18 protein-coding genes are annotated in these 18,839 nt (G+C 47.6%); 12 read left to right on the forward strand and 6 right to left on the reverse strand.

Annotated features, from left to right (window positions below):
* Nucleotides 1–169: 169 nt before the first annotated feature.
* Nucleotides 170–859, reverse strand: coding sequence for a hypothetical protein (locus tag ACEW9O_RS14150; protein WP_373550826.1), 690 nt, complete (start codon nt 857–859; stop codon nt 170–172).
* Between the two features lie 438 nt (nt 860–1,297).
* On the opposite strand from ACEW9O_RS14150, the gene ACEW9O_RS14155 reads away from it, so the two are divergent.
* The 9 genes from ACEW9O_RS14155 (at nt 1,298) to ACEW9O_RS14195 (ending at nt 11,032) form a co-directional block, all read left to right on the forward strand.
* Nucleotides 1,298–3,154 (forward strand): M1 family metallopeptidase, encoded by a 1,857-nt coding sequence (locus ACEW9O_RS14155; protein ID WP_373550827.1) that lies wholly within the window; start codon nt 1,298–1,300, stop codon nt 3,152–3,154.
* Nucleotides 3,155–3,282: 128 nt separating this feature from the next.
* Nucleotides 3,283–3,645 (forward strand): cupin domain-containing protein, encoded by a 363-nt coding sequence (locus tag ACEW9O_RS14160; RefSeq protein ID WP_373550828.1) that lies wholly within the window; start codon nt 3,283–3,285, stop codon nt 3,643–3,645.
* Nucleotides 3,646–3,727: 82 nt separating this feature from the next.
* Nucleotides 3,728–4,930: a glycosyltransferase family 4 protein gene (locus ACEW9O_RS14165; protein WP_373550829.1), complete on the forward strand. Its 1,203-nt coding sequence runs from the start codon at nt 3,728–3,730 to the stop codon at nt 4,928–4,930.
* 125 nt (nt 4,931–5,055) lie between these two features.
* Nucleotides 5,056–5,892, forward strand: a complete 837-nt coding sequence (locus ACEW9O_RS14170) for a lysophospholipid acyltransferase family protein (protein WP_373550830.1) — start codon at nt 5,056–5,058, stop codon at nt 5,890–5,892.
* A gap of 130 nt (nt 5,893–6,022) precedes the next feature.
* On the forward strand, nt 6,023–7,093 hold the full coding sequence (serC, locus tag ACEW9O_RS14175) for a 3-phosphoserine/phosphohydroxythreonine transaminase (protein WP_373550831.1): 1,071 nt from the start codon (nt 6,023–6,025) through the stop codon (nt 7,091–7,093).
* A 19-nt stretch (nt 7,094–7,112) separates the two neighbouring features.
* Nucleotides 7,113–8,267 carry an aminotransferase class V-fold PLP-dependent enzyme gene (locus tag ACEW9O_RS14180; protein ID WP_373550832.1) on the forward strand — a complete coding sequence of 385 codons (1,155 nt, stop codon included), beginning with the start codon at nt 7,113–7,115 and terminating at the stop codon, nt 8,265–8,267.
* Nucleotides 8,268–8,503: 236 nt separating this feature from the next.
* Nucleotides 8,504–9,547 carry a uroporphyrinogen decarboxylase gene (gene hemE / locus ACEW9O_RS14185; protein ID WP_373550833.1) on the forward strand — a complete coding sequence of 348 codons (1,044 nt, stop codon included), beginning with the start codon at nt 8,504–8,506 and terminating at the stop codon, nt 9,545–9,547.
* Nucleotides 9,548–9,704: 157 nt separating this feature from the next.
* Nucleotides 9,705–10,121, forward strand: a complete 417-nt coding sequence (locus ACEW9O_RS14190) for a hypothetical protein (RefSeq protein ID WP_373550834.1) — start codon at nt 9,705–9,707, stop codon at nt 10,119–10,121.
* Nucleotides 10,122–10,231: 110 nt separating this feature from the next.
* On the forward strand, nt 10,232–11,032 hold the full coding sequence (locus tag ACEW9O_RS14195; protein WP_373550835.1) for an aldolase/citrate lyase family protein: 801 nt from the start codon (nt 10,232–10,234) through the stop codon (nt 11,030–11,032).
* Nucleotides 11,033–11,111: 79 nt separating this feature from the next.
* Here the strand turns inward: ACEW9O_RS14195 and ACEW9O_RS14200 are convergent, their stop codons facing one another.
* Nucleotides 11,112–11,567 (reverse strand): group 1 truncated hemoglobin, encoded by a 456-nt coding sequence (locus tag ACEW9O_RS14200; RefSeq protein ID WP_373550836.1) that lies wholly within the window; start codon nt 11,565–11,567, stop codon nt 11,112–11,114.
* Between the two features lie 78 nt (nt 11,568–11,645).
* On the reverse strand, nt 11,646–12,110 hold the full coding sequence (locus ACEW9O_RS14205) for a hypothetical protein (RefSeq protein WP_373550837.1): 465 nt from the start codon (nt 12,108–12,110) through the stop codon (nt 11,646–11,648).
* Nucleotides 12,111–12,437: 327 nt separating this feature from the next.
* Here ACEW9O_RS14205 and ACEW9O_RS14210 point away from each other — a divergent pair, with 327 nt between their 5' ends.
* Entirely contained in the window at nt 12,438–13,535 is a 1,098-nt protein-coding gene (locus tag ACEW9O_RS14210) for a serine hydrolase domain-containing protein (protein ID WP_373550838.1), read from the forward strand.
* Between the two features lie 101 nt (nt 13,536–13,636).
* Nucleotides 13,637–14,050, forward strand: coding sequence for a DUF4174 domain-containing protein (locus ACEW9O_RS14215; RefSeq protein WP_373550839.1), 414 nt, complete (start codon nt 13,637–13,639; stop codon nt 14,048–14,050).
* Nucleotides 14,051–14,155: 105 nt separating this feature from the next.
* Here the strand turns inward: ACEW9O_RS14215 and ACEW9O_RS14220 are convergent, their stop codons facing one another.
* The 3 genes from ACEW9O_RS14220 to ACEW9O_RS14230 all read right to left on the reverse strand — a co-directional run bounded on the left by ACEW9O_RS14220 (nt 14,156) and on the right by ACEW9O_RS14230 (nt 17,357).
* A complete protein-coding gene (locus ACEW9O_RS14220) occupies nt 14,156–14,617 on the reverse strand; it encodes an SgcJ/EcaC family oxidoreductase (RefSeq protein WP_373550840.1) in 462 nt (153 codons plus the stop codon).
* Nucleotides 14,571–15,143, reverse strand: a complete 573-nt coding sequence (locus tag ACEW9O_RS14225) for a DUF6597 domain-containing transcriptional factor (RefSeq protein ID WP_373550841.1) — start codon at nt 15,141–15,143, stop codon at nt 14,571–14,573. The genes ACEW9O_RS14220 and ACEW9O_RS14225 overlap by 47 nt, the downstream gene beginning before the upstream one ends.
* Before the next feature lie 108 nt (nt 15,144–15,251).
* The gene (locus tag ACEW9O_RS14230; RefSeq protein ID WP_373550842.1) at nt 15,252–17,357 is read right to left on the reverse strand and encodes an alpha-glucuronidase family glycosyl hydrolase; all 2,106 of its coding nucleotides are present in this window, start codon (nt 17,355–17,357) and stop codon (nt 15,252–15,254) included.
* A 469-nt stretch (nt 17,358–17,826) separates the two neighbouring features.
* On the opposite strand from ACEW9O_RS14230, the gene ACEW9O_RS14235 reads away from it, so the two are divergent.
* A complete protein-coding gene (locus ACEW9O_RS14235) occupies nt 17,827–18,759 on the forward strand; it encodes a cytochrome c biogenesis protein ResB (RefSeq protein ID WP_373550843.1) in 933 nt (310 codons plus the stop codon).
* Nucleotides 18,760–18,839: the final 80 nt, after the last annotated feature.

Raw genomic sequence — 18,839 nt, forward strand, 5'->3', positions numbered from 1 at the left:
AACCCGTACCGGGTATCATCATCTTGACCAGAGCTCTGGAAAGACTCAAAACTCTTGTTGATGCTTACATTACATTCTCTCAATGAACTTCTTTTCCATTACCCCAAATCTATTTTGAGGTTTTGTGGGTAATCGACAGACCTAAGGCACTAAAGATACACCTTAGCTGTTACCGCTTGTCAAAACGAAATCCCAGCCTCATCACCACATAAATCTGCATAATCGCCGAATCGTTCGATACTTCAAAATTGCCGATACTGGGATCCACCTCCAGCGCTTCCTCCAAACCAAACCAGCGTGCCTTCGGATAATACCGCGCCCCACCAAAGGGGGTAAAAGTGAATTTATCCGACAAGCCAATATCCAGACCCATCCCCAGCCCCAAACTCGGCGCGTAACTGCGACTCCGCGCCTTGGCACCACTGAACAAATCCGCTTTCCCTTCCAGCACGCTATACCCCGGCGACACTTGCAGGAACAAACCCTTGCCCAGGGTACTTCCCGATTTGGAAAAAGTTGGACATTGGCAATCCCCCTTCAAATCTAAAAAATATAGGTTGAAATTGAGGAAAAGACTACCCATTTGCTGCTCTAATTTTCCGATGTCGACAATTTCGGCGTCGTAGCGGGCGTAGTTGAGCTCGGGAAGGAAGTCGAGGCGCAGCCCTTTTATGGGAATCCAGACGTCGAGGCCAAAAGCAAGGTTATTGCCAGGAAGTTCGTTGACGCTGTTGTTGACGGGATTGGAAAAACTCCAGCCAGGCGCATTGTTGAAGCGAAAGCTGGTGTTGATACCAAATTGAGCCTGAGCACTTAGTGCAAAGAGGCTGAAACAAAACCACAGAGCTATTCTAGACATGATGTTACCAGAGATTTTTTAGATAAACGCATTAGACTTGGGCTAAAGTTTTTGATTCAAAAAGATTGGCTGGTTTTATTTTTTACAAAAAGAATAAAAAAAATCAAAAGTATTTGCAGAATTGCTGGCTTATACTACTTTTGCAGTCCGGTGAGCGCACTTGGGCTGCTCCTTCTAATCCCCCAGGGTGGAAACGCAGCAAGGGTATGAAGTCTGAGCGCCCGTTGTGTGTCTCACCTTATTTTTTTCTCCTCTTTTGGTCGTTCTGATCACTTGTTACACTGCACTTTCCATTTCGTTCAAAATGCCTACGATTGCCATTAACCTACATATCCCTGTTTTCCGACGATAATTAGCAGCAGCTTTGCTATTCCTTGTTATTTTCGCTCCATCAATTCATAAAGTCTATTTTTTAACCGCAAGGTAAAAGTTGTTTACATGAAGAAATGGAGTCGCTTGGCGCAGATCGCAAGCATCTTATGCTTACCCGCGCTGACTTGGGCGCAAGCCGATCGTTGGCAGCAACGGGCTGAATACCAAATGGAAATCGATTTTGACGTCGATAAAGACCAATTCAAAGGTACCCAGCGCCTGGTGTACTACAACAATTCACCCGATACCCTGACCCGGGTTTTTTACCACCTGTATTTCAATGCCTTTCAACCGGGCAGTGCCATGGACGTGCGTTCGCGCAATTTGCCCGACCCCGATGGCCGGGTTGGCGCGCGCATCAGCAAGTTGAAGCCAAATGAAATTGGCTACCTCAAAATCAACAAACTGACTCAGGATGGCAAAGAATTGAAACACCTGACCGAAGGCACCATTCTGGAAGTGACCCTGGACAAGCCCATTTTGCCTAAAAGCAAGGTTGTTTTTGAAATGAATTTTGACGGGCAAGTACCCATTCAAATTCGCCGCTCAGGCCGCGACAACGCCGAGGGCGTGGACTATTCCATGGCCCAATGGTATCCCAAAATGGTGGAGTACGATTACCAGGGCTGGCATGCCAACCCTTACATTGCCCGGGAGTTTTACGGCGTCTGGGGTGATTTTGATGTAAAAATCAGCATCGATAAAAATTATGTCATCGGTGGCTCAGGGTATTTGCAAAACCCCGAAGAAATTGGTCACGGCTACCTGCCCGAAGGCCAAACGCCCAAACCTGCCAAAGGAGCCAAACTCACCTGGCACTTCAAAGCGCCCAACGTACACGATTTTGTATGGGCCGCCGACCCTAATTACACCCACACCAGCCTCAAACGCCCGGATGGCCTGACTTTGAACTTTTTTTACCTCAAAACCGAACGCAATCAGGACAATTGGGCCGCCCTGCCCAAGGTGATGGACAAAGCCTTCACTTACATCAACCGCCGCTACGGGCAGTACCCTTACCAGCAGTATTCCTTCATACAAGGTGGAGATGGGGGGATGGAATATCCAATGGCGACTTTGATTACGGGCAATCGTTCGATGCCGAGTTTGGTTGGGGTGTCGGTGCATGAATTGATGCACAGCTGGTACCAGATGATTCTGGGCTCCAACGAGAGTTTGTACGCCTGGATGGACGAGGGTTTCACCGATTTTGCTACCCAGGACATTGAAAATTACCTGGCGGGTGAAAACCTGGTGCCCGGCTTGAAAAAAATGGACAACCCTTACCTGCAAACTTACGCGGGTTATTTCAACCTGGCTTCTTCCGGCGAAGAAGAACCCATGAGTACGCACTCCGACCACTTTTCTTCCAACTTTGCCTACGGCCTGGCGGCATACAGCAAAGGCGCAGTGTTTATGAACCAATTGGAATACGTGATTGGCAAACCCGCGCTGGACAAAGGTTTGTTGCTTTATTTCAATACCTGGAAATTCAAACACCCCAATTCCAACGACGTGATCCGCATCATGGAAAAAGTATCGGGCTTGGAACTGGATTGGTACAAGGAATACTGGATCAATACCACGCACACCATCGATTACGGGGTAGATGCCATTGAATCGGATGGCAATGGAACCAAAGTTGTGCTCAAACGAGTGGGTAAAATGCCCATGCCCCTGGACGTGGTGGTGACCTATAAAAATGGCAACAAGGAAATCATCAACATACCGCTTGACATTATGCGGGGTGCCAAACCTGCCGAGAGCTCGTCAACGCCCTATCGGGTAGCAGCCGATTGGCCTTGGGTCAATCCAACGTATGAGTTGCGCCTCAGCGTCCCAGCAACGGATGTTCAAAGTGTAGAAATTGACCCCACTGTACGCATGGCGGATGTCGACCGGAACAACAACAGCAGAAACTAAGGGCGATAAAAAAATAAGTGCTTCATTTTGCCAAAGGATTAGATGAGTAAACGATTCATTTCAAGTGTCTTATCTGATCCTTTGGCTCAAGAAAAATGAACACTTATTTTTGCCCAACTACTAAAATCATGATCAAAAAAAGTATCCTGGCAATCCCGCCTTTTACCGCTGGCGACGATACGCTCATTCGGGAGGTTTTGCACCCGAAGAATGACGGTGTGCCCATGTCTTACAGTCTGGCGCATGCCGAACTGGAAGCGGGCAAAGCCTCCTTGCCCCATCGCTTGATGGAGCGCTCGGAGGTCTACATCATTTTGGAGGGAGAAGGTACCGCCTACGTGGATGGACAAGCTACCCAGCTGCAAGTGGGCGATGTACTTTTCATCCCAGCAGGAGCGGAGCAATACCTGGACAATACCGGGATACAAACAGTGCGCTTTTTGTGTATTGTGGATCCGGCCTGGTCTGAAGAAACGGAAATCGTTAAATAAGGTTCCAGCGTTCCAACGTTTCAGGGTTCCAATGTTGGGGTTGCCCTGAACCCCGGAACTCTGGAACTTTGGAACCTTTTTTATGAACATCCTCCAATTGTGCAAAAAATTCCCCTTTCCACTCAAAGAAGGGGAAGCCATCGCGGTGCATTACCTTAGCCGGGGACTCGCAGAGCAAGGCTGTACGGTAGATTTGCTGACGATGAACACCAGCAAGCACCATTATCCACACGCCGAATGGCCGCATGAGTTTTCTCATTACCGGGAAGTCCAAGCGGTGGATGTGGACAATCAACTGAGCATCGGCGGCGCCTTGAGCAATCTTTTTTCCCGTGCTTCCTACCATGTTTCCCGTTTTGACACCCCCGAATTTGCAGCGGCACTTACAGCTTTGCTGGAAAAAAATCAGTACGACGCCATCCTGCTCGAAACCCTCTATTTGGCTCCTTACATGCCATTGATACGGGCTAAAAGCAAGGCCGTGGTAGTCATGCGCAGCCACAATGTGGAGTTTGCCATTTGGGAACGCGTCACTGCCCATACCCGTTCTACCCTCAAACGTCGGTACCTGCATTACCTCACCCAAAAATTGCGTCGCTTTGAGATCGAACAATTGAAAAACTATGACTTACTGGCACCCGTTTCCGATTACGATTTACAGGTATTCAAAGCGCTGGGGTACACTGGCTATCATTTGGTGGCACCCATTGGTCTGGATATAGAAGCCTATGTTGTAAAATCTTTGGAAAAAAACGAGACAACCAAACTGGGATTTATCGGTTCTTTAGATTGGATGCCCAATCAGGAAGGCCTGCAATGGTTTTTACAAAAAGTGTGGCCATTGTTGCAAAGGCGCTTTCCCAGCCTTGTTTTTGACATTGCTGGACGGAATGCTCCACATGGTTTTTTACAGGAAAAAATCCCCGGAGTGCAGTTCCTGGGAGAAGTACCCAACGCCGCAGATTTCGTTGCTGCCCATGCTGTTTCCCTTGCCCCCTTGCGCTCGGGGAGTGGTTTAAAGGTAAAAGTATTGGAAGCCATGGCTCTAGGTAGGGTAGTATTGGGAACATCGATTGCGCTGGAAGGAATTCCAGCACAGGACGGTCGCCAAGTCTTACTGGCCAACACACCAGAAGATTTTGTAAGGCAAGTAAGCTTACTGCTGGAGAAACCCGAACTTGGAACACAATTAGGTACAGCTGCGCGGGATTTGATCCAATCAGCTTTTGATTACCGCGATGTAGCTCGTAAAATGATCGCAAGTATCGCAAGAATAGGGGCATAAAAAAATAAGTGTTCATTTTGCTAAAGGATTAGATGAGTAAACGTTTCATTTTAAGTGTCTTATCTAATCCTTTGGCTCAGGAAAAAATGAACACTTATTTTTGCCCCACTATATAGCTTAATTGTATGGAAAATAATGTGTTAGATGCTGGCGCAGGGCGCTGGACTAGTTTTTCTTATGCGGATGAGAACGACCCTTGGTGGAAAAAAAAGTTAATTGAAGCCGTAGAGTTTTCTACTGGCCGCGCCACAATTGAACGTTTGTACAACCGGATTCGCGACCTTGACGTACCCGCCAAATCCTTATGGGGACTAGGTTTGGAACAGCTACAAATCGAGATGTTGTACGACCGGGAAAAACTAATGGGCATGCCCGAAACTGGCCCTTTGGTGTTTATCTCCAATCACCCCTTTGGCATCGTTGATGGCTTGATGCTGGCTGCTCTGGTGGCAGAAGTGCGGGATGATTTCGTGTTTTTGGTCAACGAAGTGCTTACCCGCGACGAACGACTCAAACCTTTTTTATTGCCAATCGATTTTCGGGAAACCAAGGATGCCCTGCGCACCAATCTGGATTCCCGGGAAAAAGCCATTGAACGCCTCAAGGCTGGCGAAGCATTGGCCATTTTTCCAGCTGGTGCAGTCTCCACCTCAAAAACCTATTTCGGCCCAGCCGAAGACATGGAGTGGAAAAACTTCGTCCTTAAACTGGTACAGCAATCTCGTGCTACAGTAGTCCCTTTGTACATCGAAGGGCAAAACAGCCGGATGTTTCAGATGGTCAGCCAATTCAGTATGGCCTTGCGTTTGGGCATGTTGTTGTACGAAGCCATCAATAAAATGAAAAGGCAAATTCGGGTGCACATCGGTGAACCGATAACGTACGATGAGTTGGAAAAGACTTGTACCCGGCCGGAAATGCTGGGGTTTTTGCGGAAGAAAGTTGAAAAGTTGAAACCATAAATGGTTGAGGGAGGTTGAGGTGTTGAGAAGGTTGAGGCTGCCGCAGTTATCTGGTCACTGAGCGTAGTCGAAGTGCAAGGATAACTGCGGCAGCCTAAACCTCCCTAAACCTTCCTCAACTAATTCACCGATGAAAAAACACAATTTCAACCCCGGCCCAGCCACCATTCCTCCTTCAGTTCTGGAAGAAGCGGCCCACGGTTTACTGGAATACCGTGGCTCCGGTTTGTCCTTTGCGGAATTGAGCCATCGGGCGCCACAGGTGATGGCCGTGGTGGAAGAGGCCAGTACATTGGTGAAAACCCTCTATGGCTTTGGCGACCAGTACGAAGTCATTTGGATGCAAGGCGGCGCTTCCGCTCAATTGGCCATTGCACCAATGAATCTCTTGGATGAAGAACATTCCGTTGCCCTGATCAATACGGGATATTGGGCCACCAAGGCCATCAAAGCTGCCGGAGAAATTGGTAGAGTAGCCGTATTGGCTAGCTCTGAGCAGAGCCGATTTGATCACATTCCCAAAAACTGGACCTTACCCGCCGATGCCCAATATCTACACCTGATTTCCAACGAAACCATTGATGGCACTCAATGGCAGGAGTACCCCGATGTGGCGGTACCCATCGTTGCTGACATGACTTCCGATTTTTTGACCCGCCCCTTGCCCCTTGAGAAATTCGGATTGATTTTTGCCAGTGCACAAAAGAACTTTGGCATAGCAGGCTGCACCTGCGTAGTGATCAACAAAGACTGGTTGCATGCACGCAAAAAACGGGCGATTCCAACCATTTTTGATTATCAAACCCACATCGAAACGCAGTCTTTGTACCATACTGCGCCAACTTTCCCGATTTACGTGGCCTGTTTGGTGCTCCGTTGGACATTGGCACAAGGTGGCTTGGCTGTGATGGCGCAACGCAACGCCGAAAAGGCGGCGCTATTGTACAATGAAATTGATGAGAATCCATTGTTTACAGGTAGCGTGCAAAGCGCTGATCGCTCGCTGATGAATGCTTGTTTCCGCATCACAAAGCCAGAATTAGAAGAAGTTTTTTTGAACTTCACCGGCCAACATGACGTGGTGGGAATCAAAGGGTTCCCAACTGTGGGCGGGTTTAGGGCTTCGATGTACAATGCCTTGCCCTTGGAAAGTGTGCAGGTATTGGTAGATTTGATGCGCGATTTCGCTAAAAAATATTGACTACTATAATTTCCCGACCATGCTGAGTTGCCAAAAATCCCTCTTCAGTATTCCTGATGAAATCACTTACCTCAACTGTGCCTACATGTCGCCCCAACTCAAACAAGTGGAGCGCATCGGCCAGGAAATGGTGAGCCGCAAAAGCCAACCCTGGTTGATCCAACCTGACGATTTTTTCAAACCCGGCGAAGCACTCAAATCCGCCTTCGCCCGCCTGATCAATACCCCGGAAAAAGACCGGATCGCAGTAATTCCCTCCGTATCTTACGGTTTAGGGACAGTTGCGCGCAACCTGAACCTGAAACCGGGCCAAAACGTCATCGTTGCCGAAGCACAATTCCCCAGCAATTATTACGCCTGGAGTCGGGTAGTATCGGAAAGTGGTGCTGAAATGAAAGTGGTCAAAGCGCCCACTGGGAGTCCCCGCGGCACCTTATGGACTGAGGCCATTCTTCAAGCCATTGACGCCAATACATCTATGGTCGCCTTGGGTAATGTGCACTGGGCGGATGGCACCTTGTACGACTTGAAACGTATACGGGTTCGTACGGAGGAGGTTGGCGCCCTACTGGTGATCGATGGAACCCAATCGGTAGGAGCCCTGCCCTTGGATATCAGTGAGTTGCGCCTGGATGCCCTGGTATGCGGAGGCTACAAGTGGCTGATGGGGCCTTATTCCTTGGGTGTGGCGTATTACGGACCTCGTTTCGACAATGGCATCCCCCTCGAAGAAAACTGGATCAACCGCCTCAACAGTGAAGATTTTAACGCCCTGATCAATTACCGCGACGAATATAAACCCCAGGCCGGACGCTACATGATGGGGGAACAAAGTAATTTTGTACTTGCACCCATGTTGACCGCCGCCATTGAACAATTGTTGGAATGGGGCGTGGCGAATGTGCAGGAGTATTGTAAGCGCATTGCCGCCAATGCCATCGAGGACTTGCGGGAAATGGGCTGCCAAATCGATCCCAATTCACACCTGGCGCATCACCTGATCGGGGTGCGACTACCTGAGGGCATGGACATGCCACGCTTACAGGCAGAGTTCAAAAAACGCCGGGTTTTTGTGTCAACCCGGGGGAATGCAATTCGGGTAGCGCCGAATGTATACAATACGCCGGATGATTTTGAGGTATTGTTGGATTGTTTTCGGGAGGTGCGGGGGTAGCAGGTTTTGAGTGACACAATGTTTTTTGAGAAAAAACCAAAGTGGCATTTTTTTAGCACAAAGGACACAAAAGAGGACGCAAAGGGCACAAAGTTGGATGTTGACGATGTTTTTTGTTCAAAGGATGGGGTTATCAAAAAAGTAAACTTTACATTTTTCCCACATTTTTCAAAAAAAAGTTAAACTGACCAAATCCCCCCAAAAAATCCCTATCATTGCGGGACAGAGTAACAAACATGACCGAAACAGCCGCAACCCTGCAAAACGACATCTTTCTACGCGTGGCCAAAGGTGAAAGCACCGATCGCCCTCCCATTTGGCTCATGCGTCAAGCCGGGCGGGTATTGCCCCAATACCGTGCCTTACGCGCCCAATTCGCGGGTTTTCGGGAGTTTTTGTTCCATCCCGCTGCCGCCGCCGAGGCGACCATCCAGCCCATCGACGAGTTGGGGGTAGATGCAGCGATCATCTTTTCCGATATTTTGGTGGTGCCCGAAGCCATGGGCCTGCCTTACGATATGGTGGAAAAACGGGGCCCACTGTTCCCCAAAACCATCCAAACCGCGCAGGACATCGCCGACTTGATCAGTGGTGAAGCCGCTGCCGACAACATGGAGTACGTGTATGAAGCCTTGCGCATCACCAAACGTGAGCTGAACGGGCGAGTTCCCCTGATCGGTTTTGCTGGAGCCCCCTGGACCATCTTCGCCTACATGGTGGAGGGGCAGGGCAGTAAAACCTTTGCAAAGGCTAAACAGTTTTTGTACCGCGAGCCAGCTTTGTCTCACCTGTTGCTGGAGCGGATTACCGATACAACCATTGCCTACCTCAAGCGCAAAATTGCCAATGGGGCCGATTTGATCCAATTGTTTGATTCCTGGGCGGGTATCCTTAGCCCGGCGCAATACCGGGAATTTGCGACGCATTACATCCGCAAAATTTGTGATGCAATCACCGAAGTGCCGGTGACCGTGTTTTCCAAAGGGGCCTGGTTTGCCCTCGAAGACATTGCTGCCCTCAATTGCCAGGTGATTGGCCTGGACTGGAACATCACGCCGCAAGAGGCGCGGGCTAGGGTAGGGGATCGTCCGGTATTACAAGGCAACCTCGATCCTTGTTTCCTTTATGCTGATCATGCCACCATTCGGGCAGGTGCCTTACAAATGGTGCAGGAGTTCGGACCCAAACACATCGTCAACCTGGGCCACGGATTGTATCCTGACCTCGATTTGGAATCGGTCCGGGTATTTGTAGACACTATTAAAGCTTATCGATATTGAATTCTGAAGGGGCAACCCTACGTGGTTGCCCCATTCTGAAGGGACAACCACAAAGGGTTGCCCCAACACACCACACCCATTTTGGTTCCCCCTTTCGCTCCTTTGTTTACGTTAGTACGCTGTTTAAATGTGAATAACGTGTTAAAAATGTTCCACCATGAGAAAAACACCTTTTCTCTTATTGGGGGTTGGGCTGCTCGTCCAGTTTTGTCAAAACCCAAAACAGACCCCGAGAATCGATGCAAGAGCGATTGAACCCACTGAGGTTAAATTTGCCTGTAGAGGAACCCATCCGGTCATGTGGCTGATCGACATTTATCCCGACAGCATTGTGTATGAAAGAGGAGGAGGAAAAAAACTCGTTTACATAAAACGGATGGAAGTGCGGAAGGGGGATACTACTGTTTTTAATACCAAATTGGATCTGTACGACAAAGAAAGTATGATGACCATCAAAATCATTCCCGATTCTTGCGGCAATGGTCACTCCGACCAAAAATACCCTTACACCGCAATTATTGAACGGGATGGAGATGTACTGAGGGGTTGCGCCAATGGGGTAAATCCCAAATAATTGTTTAGTTAATCTCTGAACATTTTTGATTGAGGGGGCAGTTTACTGCTCATTTTTTTTATTGCGGTCTGGGTGATTCTACTATTTTTGTAGCCTCATCAACAGACACCATGGAAGTACAAAAAAATACCTTTAAAAGCACCGCTGCCAAGAGCGATAAACCCCAACTGGGCTTGTGGAATGGCTTGGTCGATAATTCAGTAGTGGAAATATTGGCCAGTGCAGGCTACGACTGGGTGCTGGTCGACGGTGAACACGCACCTTTCGATCTGCAAAGCATCCTGATCCAATTGCAGGCATCTTCACGCTACGAAGTGCCGATTTTTGTGCGGGTACCCAAAAGTGACCCCATCATCATCAAACAAATCCTCGATCTGGGGGTGCAAAACATCCTGGTACCCATGGTTGATTCAGCGGAAGAAGCCGAACTTATGGTTCAGTCGACCCAATACCCGCCTAAAGGGATTCGGGGGATTGGCACGGCCATGGCACGAGCAGCACACTGGGCCCAAAATGAGGATTACTTGTTCACCGCAGGCCCAGAAATCTGCATGGTGGTACAGGTGGAAAACGTACCCGGCATTCAAAATCTGGATGCGATTCTGGCAGTGGAAGGCCTGGATGGGGTGTTCATCGGCCCTGCGGATTTGGCGGCTTCGATGGGACATTTGGGCAATCCCAATCACCCCGAGGTAAAAAGCGCCGTACTTGATGCTTTACAACGCATCCGCAAAGCTGGGAAAGTGGCTGGAGCCATGGCCCTGGACAAAGCAACTGCTGACGAATACATTGCTGCTGGTGCCAATATGGTGGCCATCGGAATTGATACATTGCTGCTGATCAAAGCTTGTCGGGATTTGTTGCATAGTTTCCGCCCACAAGATGATTCGACGGCGGGAAGCAAATATTAAAAAATAGAATCCCCAATAGTGCGACACTGTCGGGGATTCATCAGACATTCAAAACCAAATTTTTCAACTACTTACTTACTTACTTACCTACGATATCGGACTTCATTGGTCCGAGAATGGCCAAGAGCTCATCCTTTTCTTTTTGAGGCACTTTAAATTTGTCGAGTGCCGCAACCAGATCACCCACCAATGCGTTGAATTCCGCATCGGTGATGTTCATGCCTTTGTGCGACTCCAACATGGTTTTGCCTTTGTACTGGCAGGGGCCACCTGATCCGGCACAAATTTGGTCAATCAGGTTGTTGCGCAGCAATTGAGTGCGCGCCGGATTGGCTACAGTGGCCGCAAAACGAGCGTTGATCACATTGTCACCTACCACGTTGGTGAGGAACTGATCCGTTACAGCCGAGATGGCACCAATGCCGCCCAGCCGATCATACAAAGTAGTGGGCGTAGCCTCATCGTCTTTGTCACAAAAGTTAAGCGTAAAAGAGGCCGCAAGCAAAATGGCCAACAATCGGATTGAGTTTTTCATAAATGAATGAATTGGATGATGAATAATGTTCGATTGAGTTATGGACACAGTGTGTAGTATGATGCAGTTTTTAATTTGTTAGTCAAAGTTGAAACGCCTTTGAAAAGGGAGAAAATAGAAGCTGAACAACAAACAAGTGCTGAAAAACACACCCGCCCAGAATAGATAAGTAGGGAAAGCTAGTATCAAACTCATAGGAACCGGGCACGCTGGGCCAGCAGGTTTTTCAAATACCTTTTTGCTGACAGCCACGCTGGTATTGGCTTGGATTCTGGCAAGCAAGGCAGCTTCAGTATGCTCCTCGGTGTAACTTAATACCAATAAATCCGAGCTGGGATTGAAAGTAGTGGCCGTTATACCGGGCCATTCGCGCACTTTTTGAGCCAGGGCCTCGCCAGCTTCATCGTTGATGCCCGCCACGTCAAAAGCCTGATAAGTGACCAGAGGTAGATCATCACTTGGTGAATACGGTTTGCGCATACCCATCCAGGTGCCAAGGCATACCACAGCCAGGACGAGTAAAAGCAGGTGAATCTTTCTCATCTTCGGGAAATTGATTTTTTTAAACTACTTTAAGGTGTTGTGGTGATTGTGATGCAACGGCTAGTGTTCCGCTTAAAACAATAAGGGATACTTTCTGTGTATAGTTGTAAGAATAGGAATGTGTCTTCAGACCTATTATGCTACGAATGGGCAATCGATTTTGGATTTACCCAAGCTGACATTTTTGTGAAAAAAGTGCGTTTTACTAAAAAATTTGGAAAACTTATGCGTCTCTGCTATTTCATATTGCTGTTGATCTGTTTTGGAGCCTTGCCCTCCTGTTATCTCTTGACGGCCTACAAGTACCGCCATTTAAAATTGGAATCTTTGTCTTCATTACGGTCGGTGCCACTCCAAAAGAGTGAGGCACCCTTTTATTTTATTGAAGCTGGCACAAATAAAACCCGTTTGAAACGAACCCTGGATTCCATCCTGGCGCCAACGCATACCTATTCTTTTTTGATCATTCGGAATGATTCCATTTTGTACGAGAATTATTTTGGCAACATCAAACCGGAAACCCAGCTGCCCTCTTTTTCGGTGGCAAAATCTTTTGTAGCTACATTGGTTGGCATTGCGCTGGATGAGGGAAAAATCAAAAGCCTGGATGATCCCATCACGACTTACCTGCCGGAGCTAAAAAAACGCGATCCCAACCTGGAAAAAGTTACCCTCCAGCACCTGCTGGATATGCGCAGTGGCATCAAAAGTTTGGAAACTTCCAATAGCCCGTTTAGCAACGTGATCAAATTGAGTTTTGGGCACAACGTGACCAAAATTGCCCTAAAATCCAAAACGGAAAAAAAGCCTGGTGAAAAAGACTACAAAAACCTGAATACTCAATTGTTGGGGCTGATTGTTGAAAGGGCAACCGGGCAAAAACTACAAGACTACCTGCAAGCTAAAATCTGGACCCCTTTGCAGATGGAAAGTAATGCAAGTTGGAATACCGATGCCCGCAAAACCGTTCGGGCCTTTTGTTGCATCAATGCCACCACAAGAGATTTCGCTAAATTGGGTCGTTTGTATTTGTTTCAGGGCCAATGGAACGGCCAGCAGATTGTTTCGACAGAATGGGTAAGGGCCTGCACCGATCCTGTGCTTATGGAACAATACAATGGGTATAAAAACCAGTGGTGGAGCCGTCCATCTTCCCGTACATTTCGGGATTCTACCGAAGCGCTAAAATTTAGTCAATCAACCCCGTACCCCAGCGTAGTGAATGGACGCCCTGGCCGCGACGGGCGGGGGAGAATTTACCGCGTAGCTTACCGGACTCCAGCCTATTATGCGGCGGGAGTGCTCAACCAATTTGTGTTCGTGCATCCGACCAAAAACTTGGTGATTGTACGTTTGGGGCATTATTGGGGCAATTCCTCCTTTGGGCCCGATGCGTTTTTGTACTGGTTGGGAGAGCGATTGTAAAAATCAAAAGAGGTCATCGCTGAACAAAAAACCTTCATTTTGAGTTAGTTCGATTGAAACAACTTGTACATACCACTATGCTTCATCCAAACCATACTTCATTGTTGTACCTCCTCCCTATGATTGTCCTTGGTGTATTAGGCAGCTCCTCTCTTTGTGCTCAACAACTGGATCAGTATCGTTGGAAAAACCGTGTTTTATTGGTTTTTGCACCCAATCTTCAAGACCAGCGCCTGAAATCCCAATTGTCTCTGTTCGATGCTCATCGCGCTGGGCTAGCCGAACGTGACTTGAAATTAATGGTCCTGAACCCAGGAGGCAATGAGGCCTTTTCTACTGCTGATACAAAGCACTTGTATCAGGCGTACAAAGTTGAAAAAGATGCCTTTGTACTCATCCTTATCGGCAAAGATGGTGGTGAAAAACTAAGAAAAACGCAGCCTCTCGCGGTAGCTACCCTTTTCAGTACCATCGATGCAATGCCGATGCGCCAGGCGGAGATGGAGCGTAAGTAATATTACGAATGCGTAGCGCCGAAACAGACAGAATGGTTCCGACACTACGCACTTCAAAAATCGATCTTCGTTTCCCTTTCTTGGTTACGTGAGAAGTCGTTGTATCTACTTGATCGGATTCATCGACGTCAGATTCACATTCACGTCCGTAACCTGCAAGGAGGTGATTTTCCATCCATTTCCTCCTTTAAGAAGGGTGATGAAATACATTCCCTCCCAATTGTCCCCTTTTCTCCCACCCGGAAAATCAAGAATTACCATGTCCTTGGCACTCATGGTCAGCAATGCAACAGTGGGGGCCAAAAAATTAACACCTTTGATGTTGTACTGGGTAGAGGTGAACTTAAATCTGGTTTCACCAAAAGACTGCATCGCTTTGAGGATTTCAGCCTTATTCTTCCAGTACATCCCTACCGGGTTGATCAAAGCAGCATTGGGGTCGAAAATGTCATTTTTTCCAGTAAAGGAATAATCGTGTGCATTCCAAGCGGTTTCCATAGTTTTGATCACCGCGCGTACTTCAAGTTCGTCTACTGACACATGCGTTTTTGGCCAAATGGTCAACATTGCTGAACCGCTCCAGGGTAGTCATTTCTGCCAATACCTGCTCAATCGGAAGAATGTCTTTTAGCTTTGTGCTCTTGTACAACAAGTATTTTTGCACAATAGCAATCATTTGATTAAAGTCCAGTACCTCATTGAGCTGTTCAATGACTTCATCAATGTCTTTGCCTAAAATGGAAACAGCATCAAATGGTTGATTGAGCATCTCCGTCATTGGAATGCCAAGTAGGCGGTGCATACCACCAGGTTGAAAAACAACCATGATTACGAGCATATTGTAGCCCATCGTGAGGTCTACTCGTGACAATTGAGGACCAATCAGCGTAGAATGTGGCTGCTCTTCAATCTTTTGATTGGCATAGTTTCGACTAATAATTTTGTCATAAGGATAAAAATAAAGGCAATGTCCAGGTTGGGGCGGAAATGGGGTGGTTGGTCTGGGGTTACTAGCATTCAATTGATACCGCGCCAGGATGATTTTTTTTACAAAATGCTGAAGGGCTGGAAGAGGGGTAAAATGCAGAACCATGTTGAGTGATTTGTAGCTCAAAGTTCTGGATTTTTTTCGATTGATTGTGGGGGGCTTTTAATTTGCGCAGATTTCTTGTGGAAAACTCAAGAAATCTGCGCAAACCTATTATCGATACTGATAAATCTGTACCAGTAGCTTGATCTCATCCAAAGTTCGGGTAGGTGGCGTAAAGGGTACCGGGATCGGCATTTTGGAATACTGCTGAAAATACAAAACACAGGCATCGCGCCACCACAGTGCTTCACGGTATTGGACGGCCAATCTTCCGCTTACATCCGCATGCATTTCCGCGTCCATTTTACCTTTCAATGTCGCCCATTCCTTTTGCATGGTGGCTACTGCCTCTGCACCGGTGTAATAACGGGTGCACAATTCGTCCCAAAGACTGCGCCCGGTACTGAGTTTTTTGCCCCAAGGCACATGGTGGTACCACAGCAAAAAGGGCAGTGGGCAATCATCCACCTGGCTCCAGGCTTTGGCGGCATCGGGGTGGTACAAACTCAAGGCATTGCTGCCATTCACCCCACGATCAAAACCCAAACCAATGGAATCGGCCCGGTGGTAATAAATCGAAGTCCAATCTGGACGGGCGCTGCGCTCCAACCAGGGTTCAGGCCCATAGTGGATGCCTTGCCCCATGATGTGGTGTAAGCCCAGCGGGGTGGTGAAATCGACGTACACTTCCCGCGAACGTTCCATGATGTTGCGGATAGTCGTGACGGCCGGAGCGTCCTGGGTCAAACTCATTTTGATCCACTCCTCGGCAATGCTGGCACTACTCAATTGATGATTCCAGGCCAGGCGACCAAAGGCGTACCAATTGGCTTGCGACATCAAGTGCCCACTCCAATTGCGGTCGGAACCCGTATTTGCTACTCCCGCCATCACCGTGATGGGGTATTGGTGCAAACTGCCATCAATGACCTTGGCTACAGTCGACCCGGGCCCTTTGGCGTGGGTATCGGCATCCAGGCATTCCTTGAACAAGGGGGCCAGGTAAACCAAATTGGTAGAAAAACCGAGGTACTCCTGGGTGATTTGAAATTCCATAGCCAGGGGTGTTTTGGGCATGGCACCGAAGAGCGGCGAGAAGGGCTCGCGGGGTTGAAAATCAATCGGGCCGTTTTTGACTTGTACCACCACGTTGGGCAAAAAATTGCCGTCAAATGGTTTGAATTCTTCGTAGGCGGCTTTGAAACGGTCGCCTTTAGGGTCGGCTTTGTACACAAAGGCACGCCAAATGACAATGCCTTTGAATGGGGCTACAGCTTCAGCCAGCATATTGGCGCCGTCGGCGTGGGTTCGGCCAAAGTCTTGGGGACCAGGTTCACCTTCAGAATTGGCCTTCACCAAGAAGCCTCCAAAATCGGGGATGATGCCGTAAATTTCACTGGCTTTTTCCACCCACCACTGGCGCACGGCTGGTTCGAGTGGGTCGGAGTTTTTCAACTTGCCTAAAATACGCGGCGCTGCAAAATTGACCGAAAGGAACACTTTGATGCCATAGGGTTTGAACACATCGGCCAGGGCTTTGACCTTGAGCAAATACTCGCGGCTCATAAAACGGGCACTGGCGTTGACGTTGTTTACCACCACCGCATTGATGCCAATCGAGGCGTTGGCCCGCGCATAATCGCGGTAACGTGGGTCGATGTTTTCCGGCAATTCATACCATTTCCAGAGGGAGGCTCCGGCATAGCCGCGTTCGATGGAGCCGTTGGTATTGTCCCAGTGGTTGAGCATGCGCAGTTGCACACGAGGGGTACTACTGCCCGGAATTTTACTTACAGCGGTGGCGGTTTGTACTTTGCGCAGCAAATCAAACGCCCCGTACAAAAGTCCAGAAGGCGTATTGGCGCTGATGCTGATTCGGCCATTTTGTAAAGCCAAGGTATAGCCTTCGGTACCCAAACTGGCAATTGGCGTAGTATTGAGGGTTAAACCAATACCTCCTGGCACAGCACTGGCTGTATTTTGCAGCCGGATACTTTTGCCCAACAAACCTTGCAAACCTGCCTGTAATTCTCTGGCCGCCGTTTGTACGACAGGATCAGCAGAACTGAAGGCGATGTATTGCGTGTATGGCAGGTATTGGGCCCGAACGCTGGTATTTTTGAGCAGGTCGTATTTTAACCAGAGGCGATAGCCATCGTCGGCTTTTGCTACAATGCTACTCAGCAAGAGAAGGAAAAGACAAATTTTGTGTGCCATGTTTTTTGTTTGTTTGTTTATATGCAAGATAAAATTTGGGTAGTAGGAAAAGGTTTAATTTGTTGAAAAATCATTGGTAAAAATATTAGCTTTTCGACAAAAGTAGTACTTTAACAGCAGGAAGTTACTGGACGGTTAAAGCCTAAATACTCTTTTAGGCTTTGCAACGGAAGTCAACAACAAAGCCCAAGATGGCGCGCATAATTCAGTCATATCAATGTGTTACAAGGCCTTCCTATCCCTTACTCACCTTCGTGCGTAAAAATTTCCAGTAAAGGCTGATTCAAAATCGGTTGAAGTTAATGCTGAAGGATGGACTCAGGTGTACCAAAGTGCCTAGTAATGACTATTACATCCACAAATAACCACTGAATCTTGCGTTATGCTCAAAGACCGCTTCAACAACATCACGAATGTTGTAAAAAAAAGGATTGCCTCCCTATTTTCTGCCCCTATGGGTGGACTTTACATGGTACTTTTTGCCATAGCCATTGGGGTAGCTACATTTATTGAAAATGATTTTGGCACCAGTGCGGCTCAAAAACACATTTTCAAGGCTTATTGGTTTGAGCTCCTTTTGTTGTTGTTTGGCATTTCAATCCTCTTCAACGTAAATCGATTTAAACTGGTAAAGCAAAAAAAATGGGCTACACTTGCCTTTCACCTGTCTTTTTTGCTCATCCTTTTGGGTGCAGCAATTACCAGGTATTTTGGTAGTGAGGGTACAATGCATATTCGTGAAGGTGATCAGTCCAACACCATTCTTTCTGCAGAACCTTATTTGCTGTTTAAGGTGGCCAAAAACGGGAAACAATATGAATTTGAAGAGCCCGTATTATTTTCATCGCTGGGGAAAAATAAATTCAATGAATCTTACTTGATTGATAATCAGGAATTAAATGTTGAGTTGTTGGATATTGTTCCAAACCCAAAAGAACAATTAATCGATGATGAAAATGGGGTGCCCATCCTACAGGTGGTTATTGCTGGGAATAATGGTCGCGAGGAATATTTGCTCAAATTTGGAGATCGTACCAATATTTATGGAACATTGTTCAATTTTGGAAACGCGCCAGCTCAGGATGCCTTTAACATTTATTACGAAAGAGATAGTTTGTTTTTTAGCGCTCCAACAGTTTATACCCAGATGCGTATGGCCACCCAAGAATCGGATACGCTGACTCCGGATGGAAAATACCCCTTGTTTTTGCGCAGCATGTATGCAAGTGAAGGGCGAAGTTTCGTTTTTGGAATGTTTACCCCAAATGGCAGTGCAAAATTAACTTCTACGTCCTCCAAAATATCAAGTACCAGCCAAACAGGCTTGAACTTACAAGTCAGCATTAGCCCTTTATTTCGGTACTCGTCATACTTCATTCGATACTCATTATTTTCCAGATAAGTCAGCAAATCATCTTTTTGTTCTGCGGGTAATTGCTTCATTTGCAATATACTCTGGCGAACTTTGAGTTGGCGACCTGC

Origin of the sequence: Haliscomenobacter sp., from assembly GCF_041740695.1 — a bacterium.
In the GTDB taxonomy this organism is placed as follows: Bacteria; Bacteroidota; Bacteroidia; order Chitinophagales; family Saprospiraceae; genus Haliscomenobacter.

What these genes read in the sequence shown, in the direction of transcription:
- ACEW9O_RS14150 (WP_373550826.1), bottom strand. Translation starts at nt 859, where the DNA reads ATGTCTAGAATAGCTCTGTGGTTTTGTTTCAGCCTCTTTGCACTAAGT.
- ACEW9O_RS14155 (WP_373550827.1), top strand. Translation starts at nt 1,298, where the DNA reads ATGAAGAAATGGAGTCGCTTGGCGCAGATCGCAAGCATCTTATGCTTA.
- ACEW9O_RS14160 (WP_373550828.1), top strand. Translation starts at nt 3,283, where the DNA reads ATGATCAAAAAAAGTATCCTGGCAATCCCGCCTTTTACCGCTGGCGAC.
- ACEW9O_RS14165 (WP_373550829.1), top strand. Translation starts at nt 3,728, where the DNA reads ATGAACATCCTCCAATTGTGCAAAAAATTCCCCTTTCCACTCAAAGAA.
- ACEW9O_RS14170 (WP_373550830.1), top strand. Translation starts at nt 5,056, where the DNA reads ATGGAAAATAATGTGTTAGATGCTGGCGCAGGGCGCTGGACTAGTTTT.
- serC (WP_373550831.1), top strand. Translation starts at nt 6,023, where the DNA reads ATGAAAAAACACAATTTCAACCCCGGCCCAGCCACCATTCCTCCTTCA.
- ACEW9O_RS14180 (WP_373550832.1), top strand. Translation starts at nt 7,113, where the DNA reads ATGCTGAGTTGCCAAAAATCCCTCTTCAGTATTCCTGATGAAATCACT.
- hemE (WP_373550833.1), top strand. Translation starts at nt 8,504, where the DNA reads ATGACCGAAACAGCCGCAACCCTGCAAAACGACATCTTTCTACGCGTG.
- ACEW9O_RS14190 (WP_373550834.1), top strand. Translation starts at nt 9,705, where the DNA reads ATGAGAAAAACACCTTTTCTCTTATTGGGGGTTGGGCTGCTCGTCCAG.
- ACEW9O_RS14195 (WP_373550835.1), top strand. Translation starts at nt 10,232, where the DNA reads ATGGAAGTACAAAAAAATACCTTTAAAAGCACCGCTGCCAAGAGCGAT.
- ACEW9O_RS14200 (WP_373550836.1), bottom strand. Translation starts at nt 11,567, where the DNA reads ATGAAAAACTCAATCCGATTGTTGGCCATTTTGCTTGCGGCCTCTTTT.
- ACEW9O_RS14205 (WP_373550837.1), bottom strand. Translation starts at nt 12,110, where the DNA reads ATGAGAAAGATTCACCTGCTTTTACTCGTCCTGGCTGTGGTATGCCTT.
- ACEW9O_RS14220 (WP_373550840.1), bottom strand. Translation starts at nt 14,617, where the DNA reads ATGTTGACCATTTGGCCAAAAACGCATGTGTCAGTAGACGAACTTGAA.
- ACEW9O_RS14225 (WP_373550841.1), bottom strand. Translation starts at nt 15,143, where the DNA reads ATGGTTCTGCATTTTACCCCTCTTCCAGCCCTTCAGCATTTTGTAAAA.
- ACEW9O_RS14230 (WP_373550842.1), bottom strand. Translation starts at nt 17,357, where the DNA reads ATGGCACACAAAATTTGTCTTTTCCTTCTCTTGCTGAGTAGCATTGTA.
- ACEW9O_RS14235 (WP_373550843.1), top strand. Translation starts at nt 17,827, where the DNA reads ATGGTACTTTTTGCCATAGCCATTGGGGTAGCTACATTTATTGAAAAT.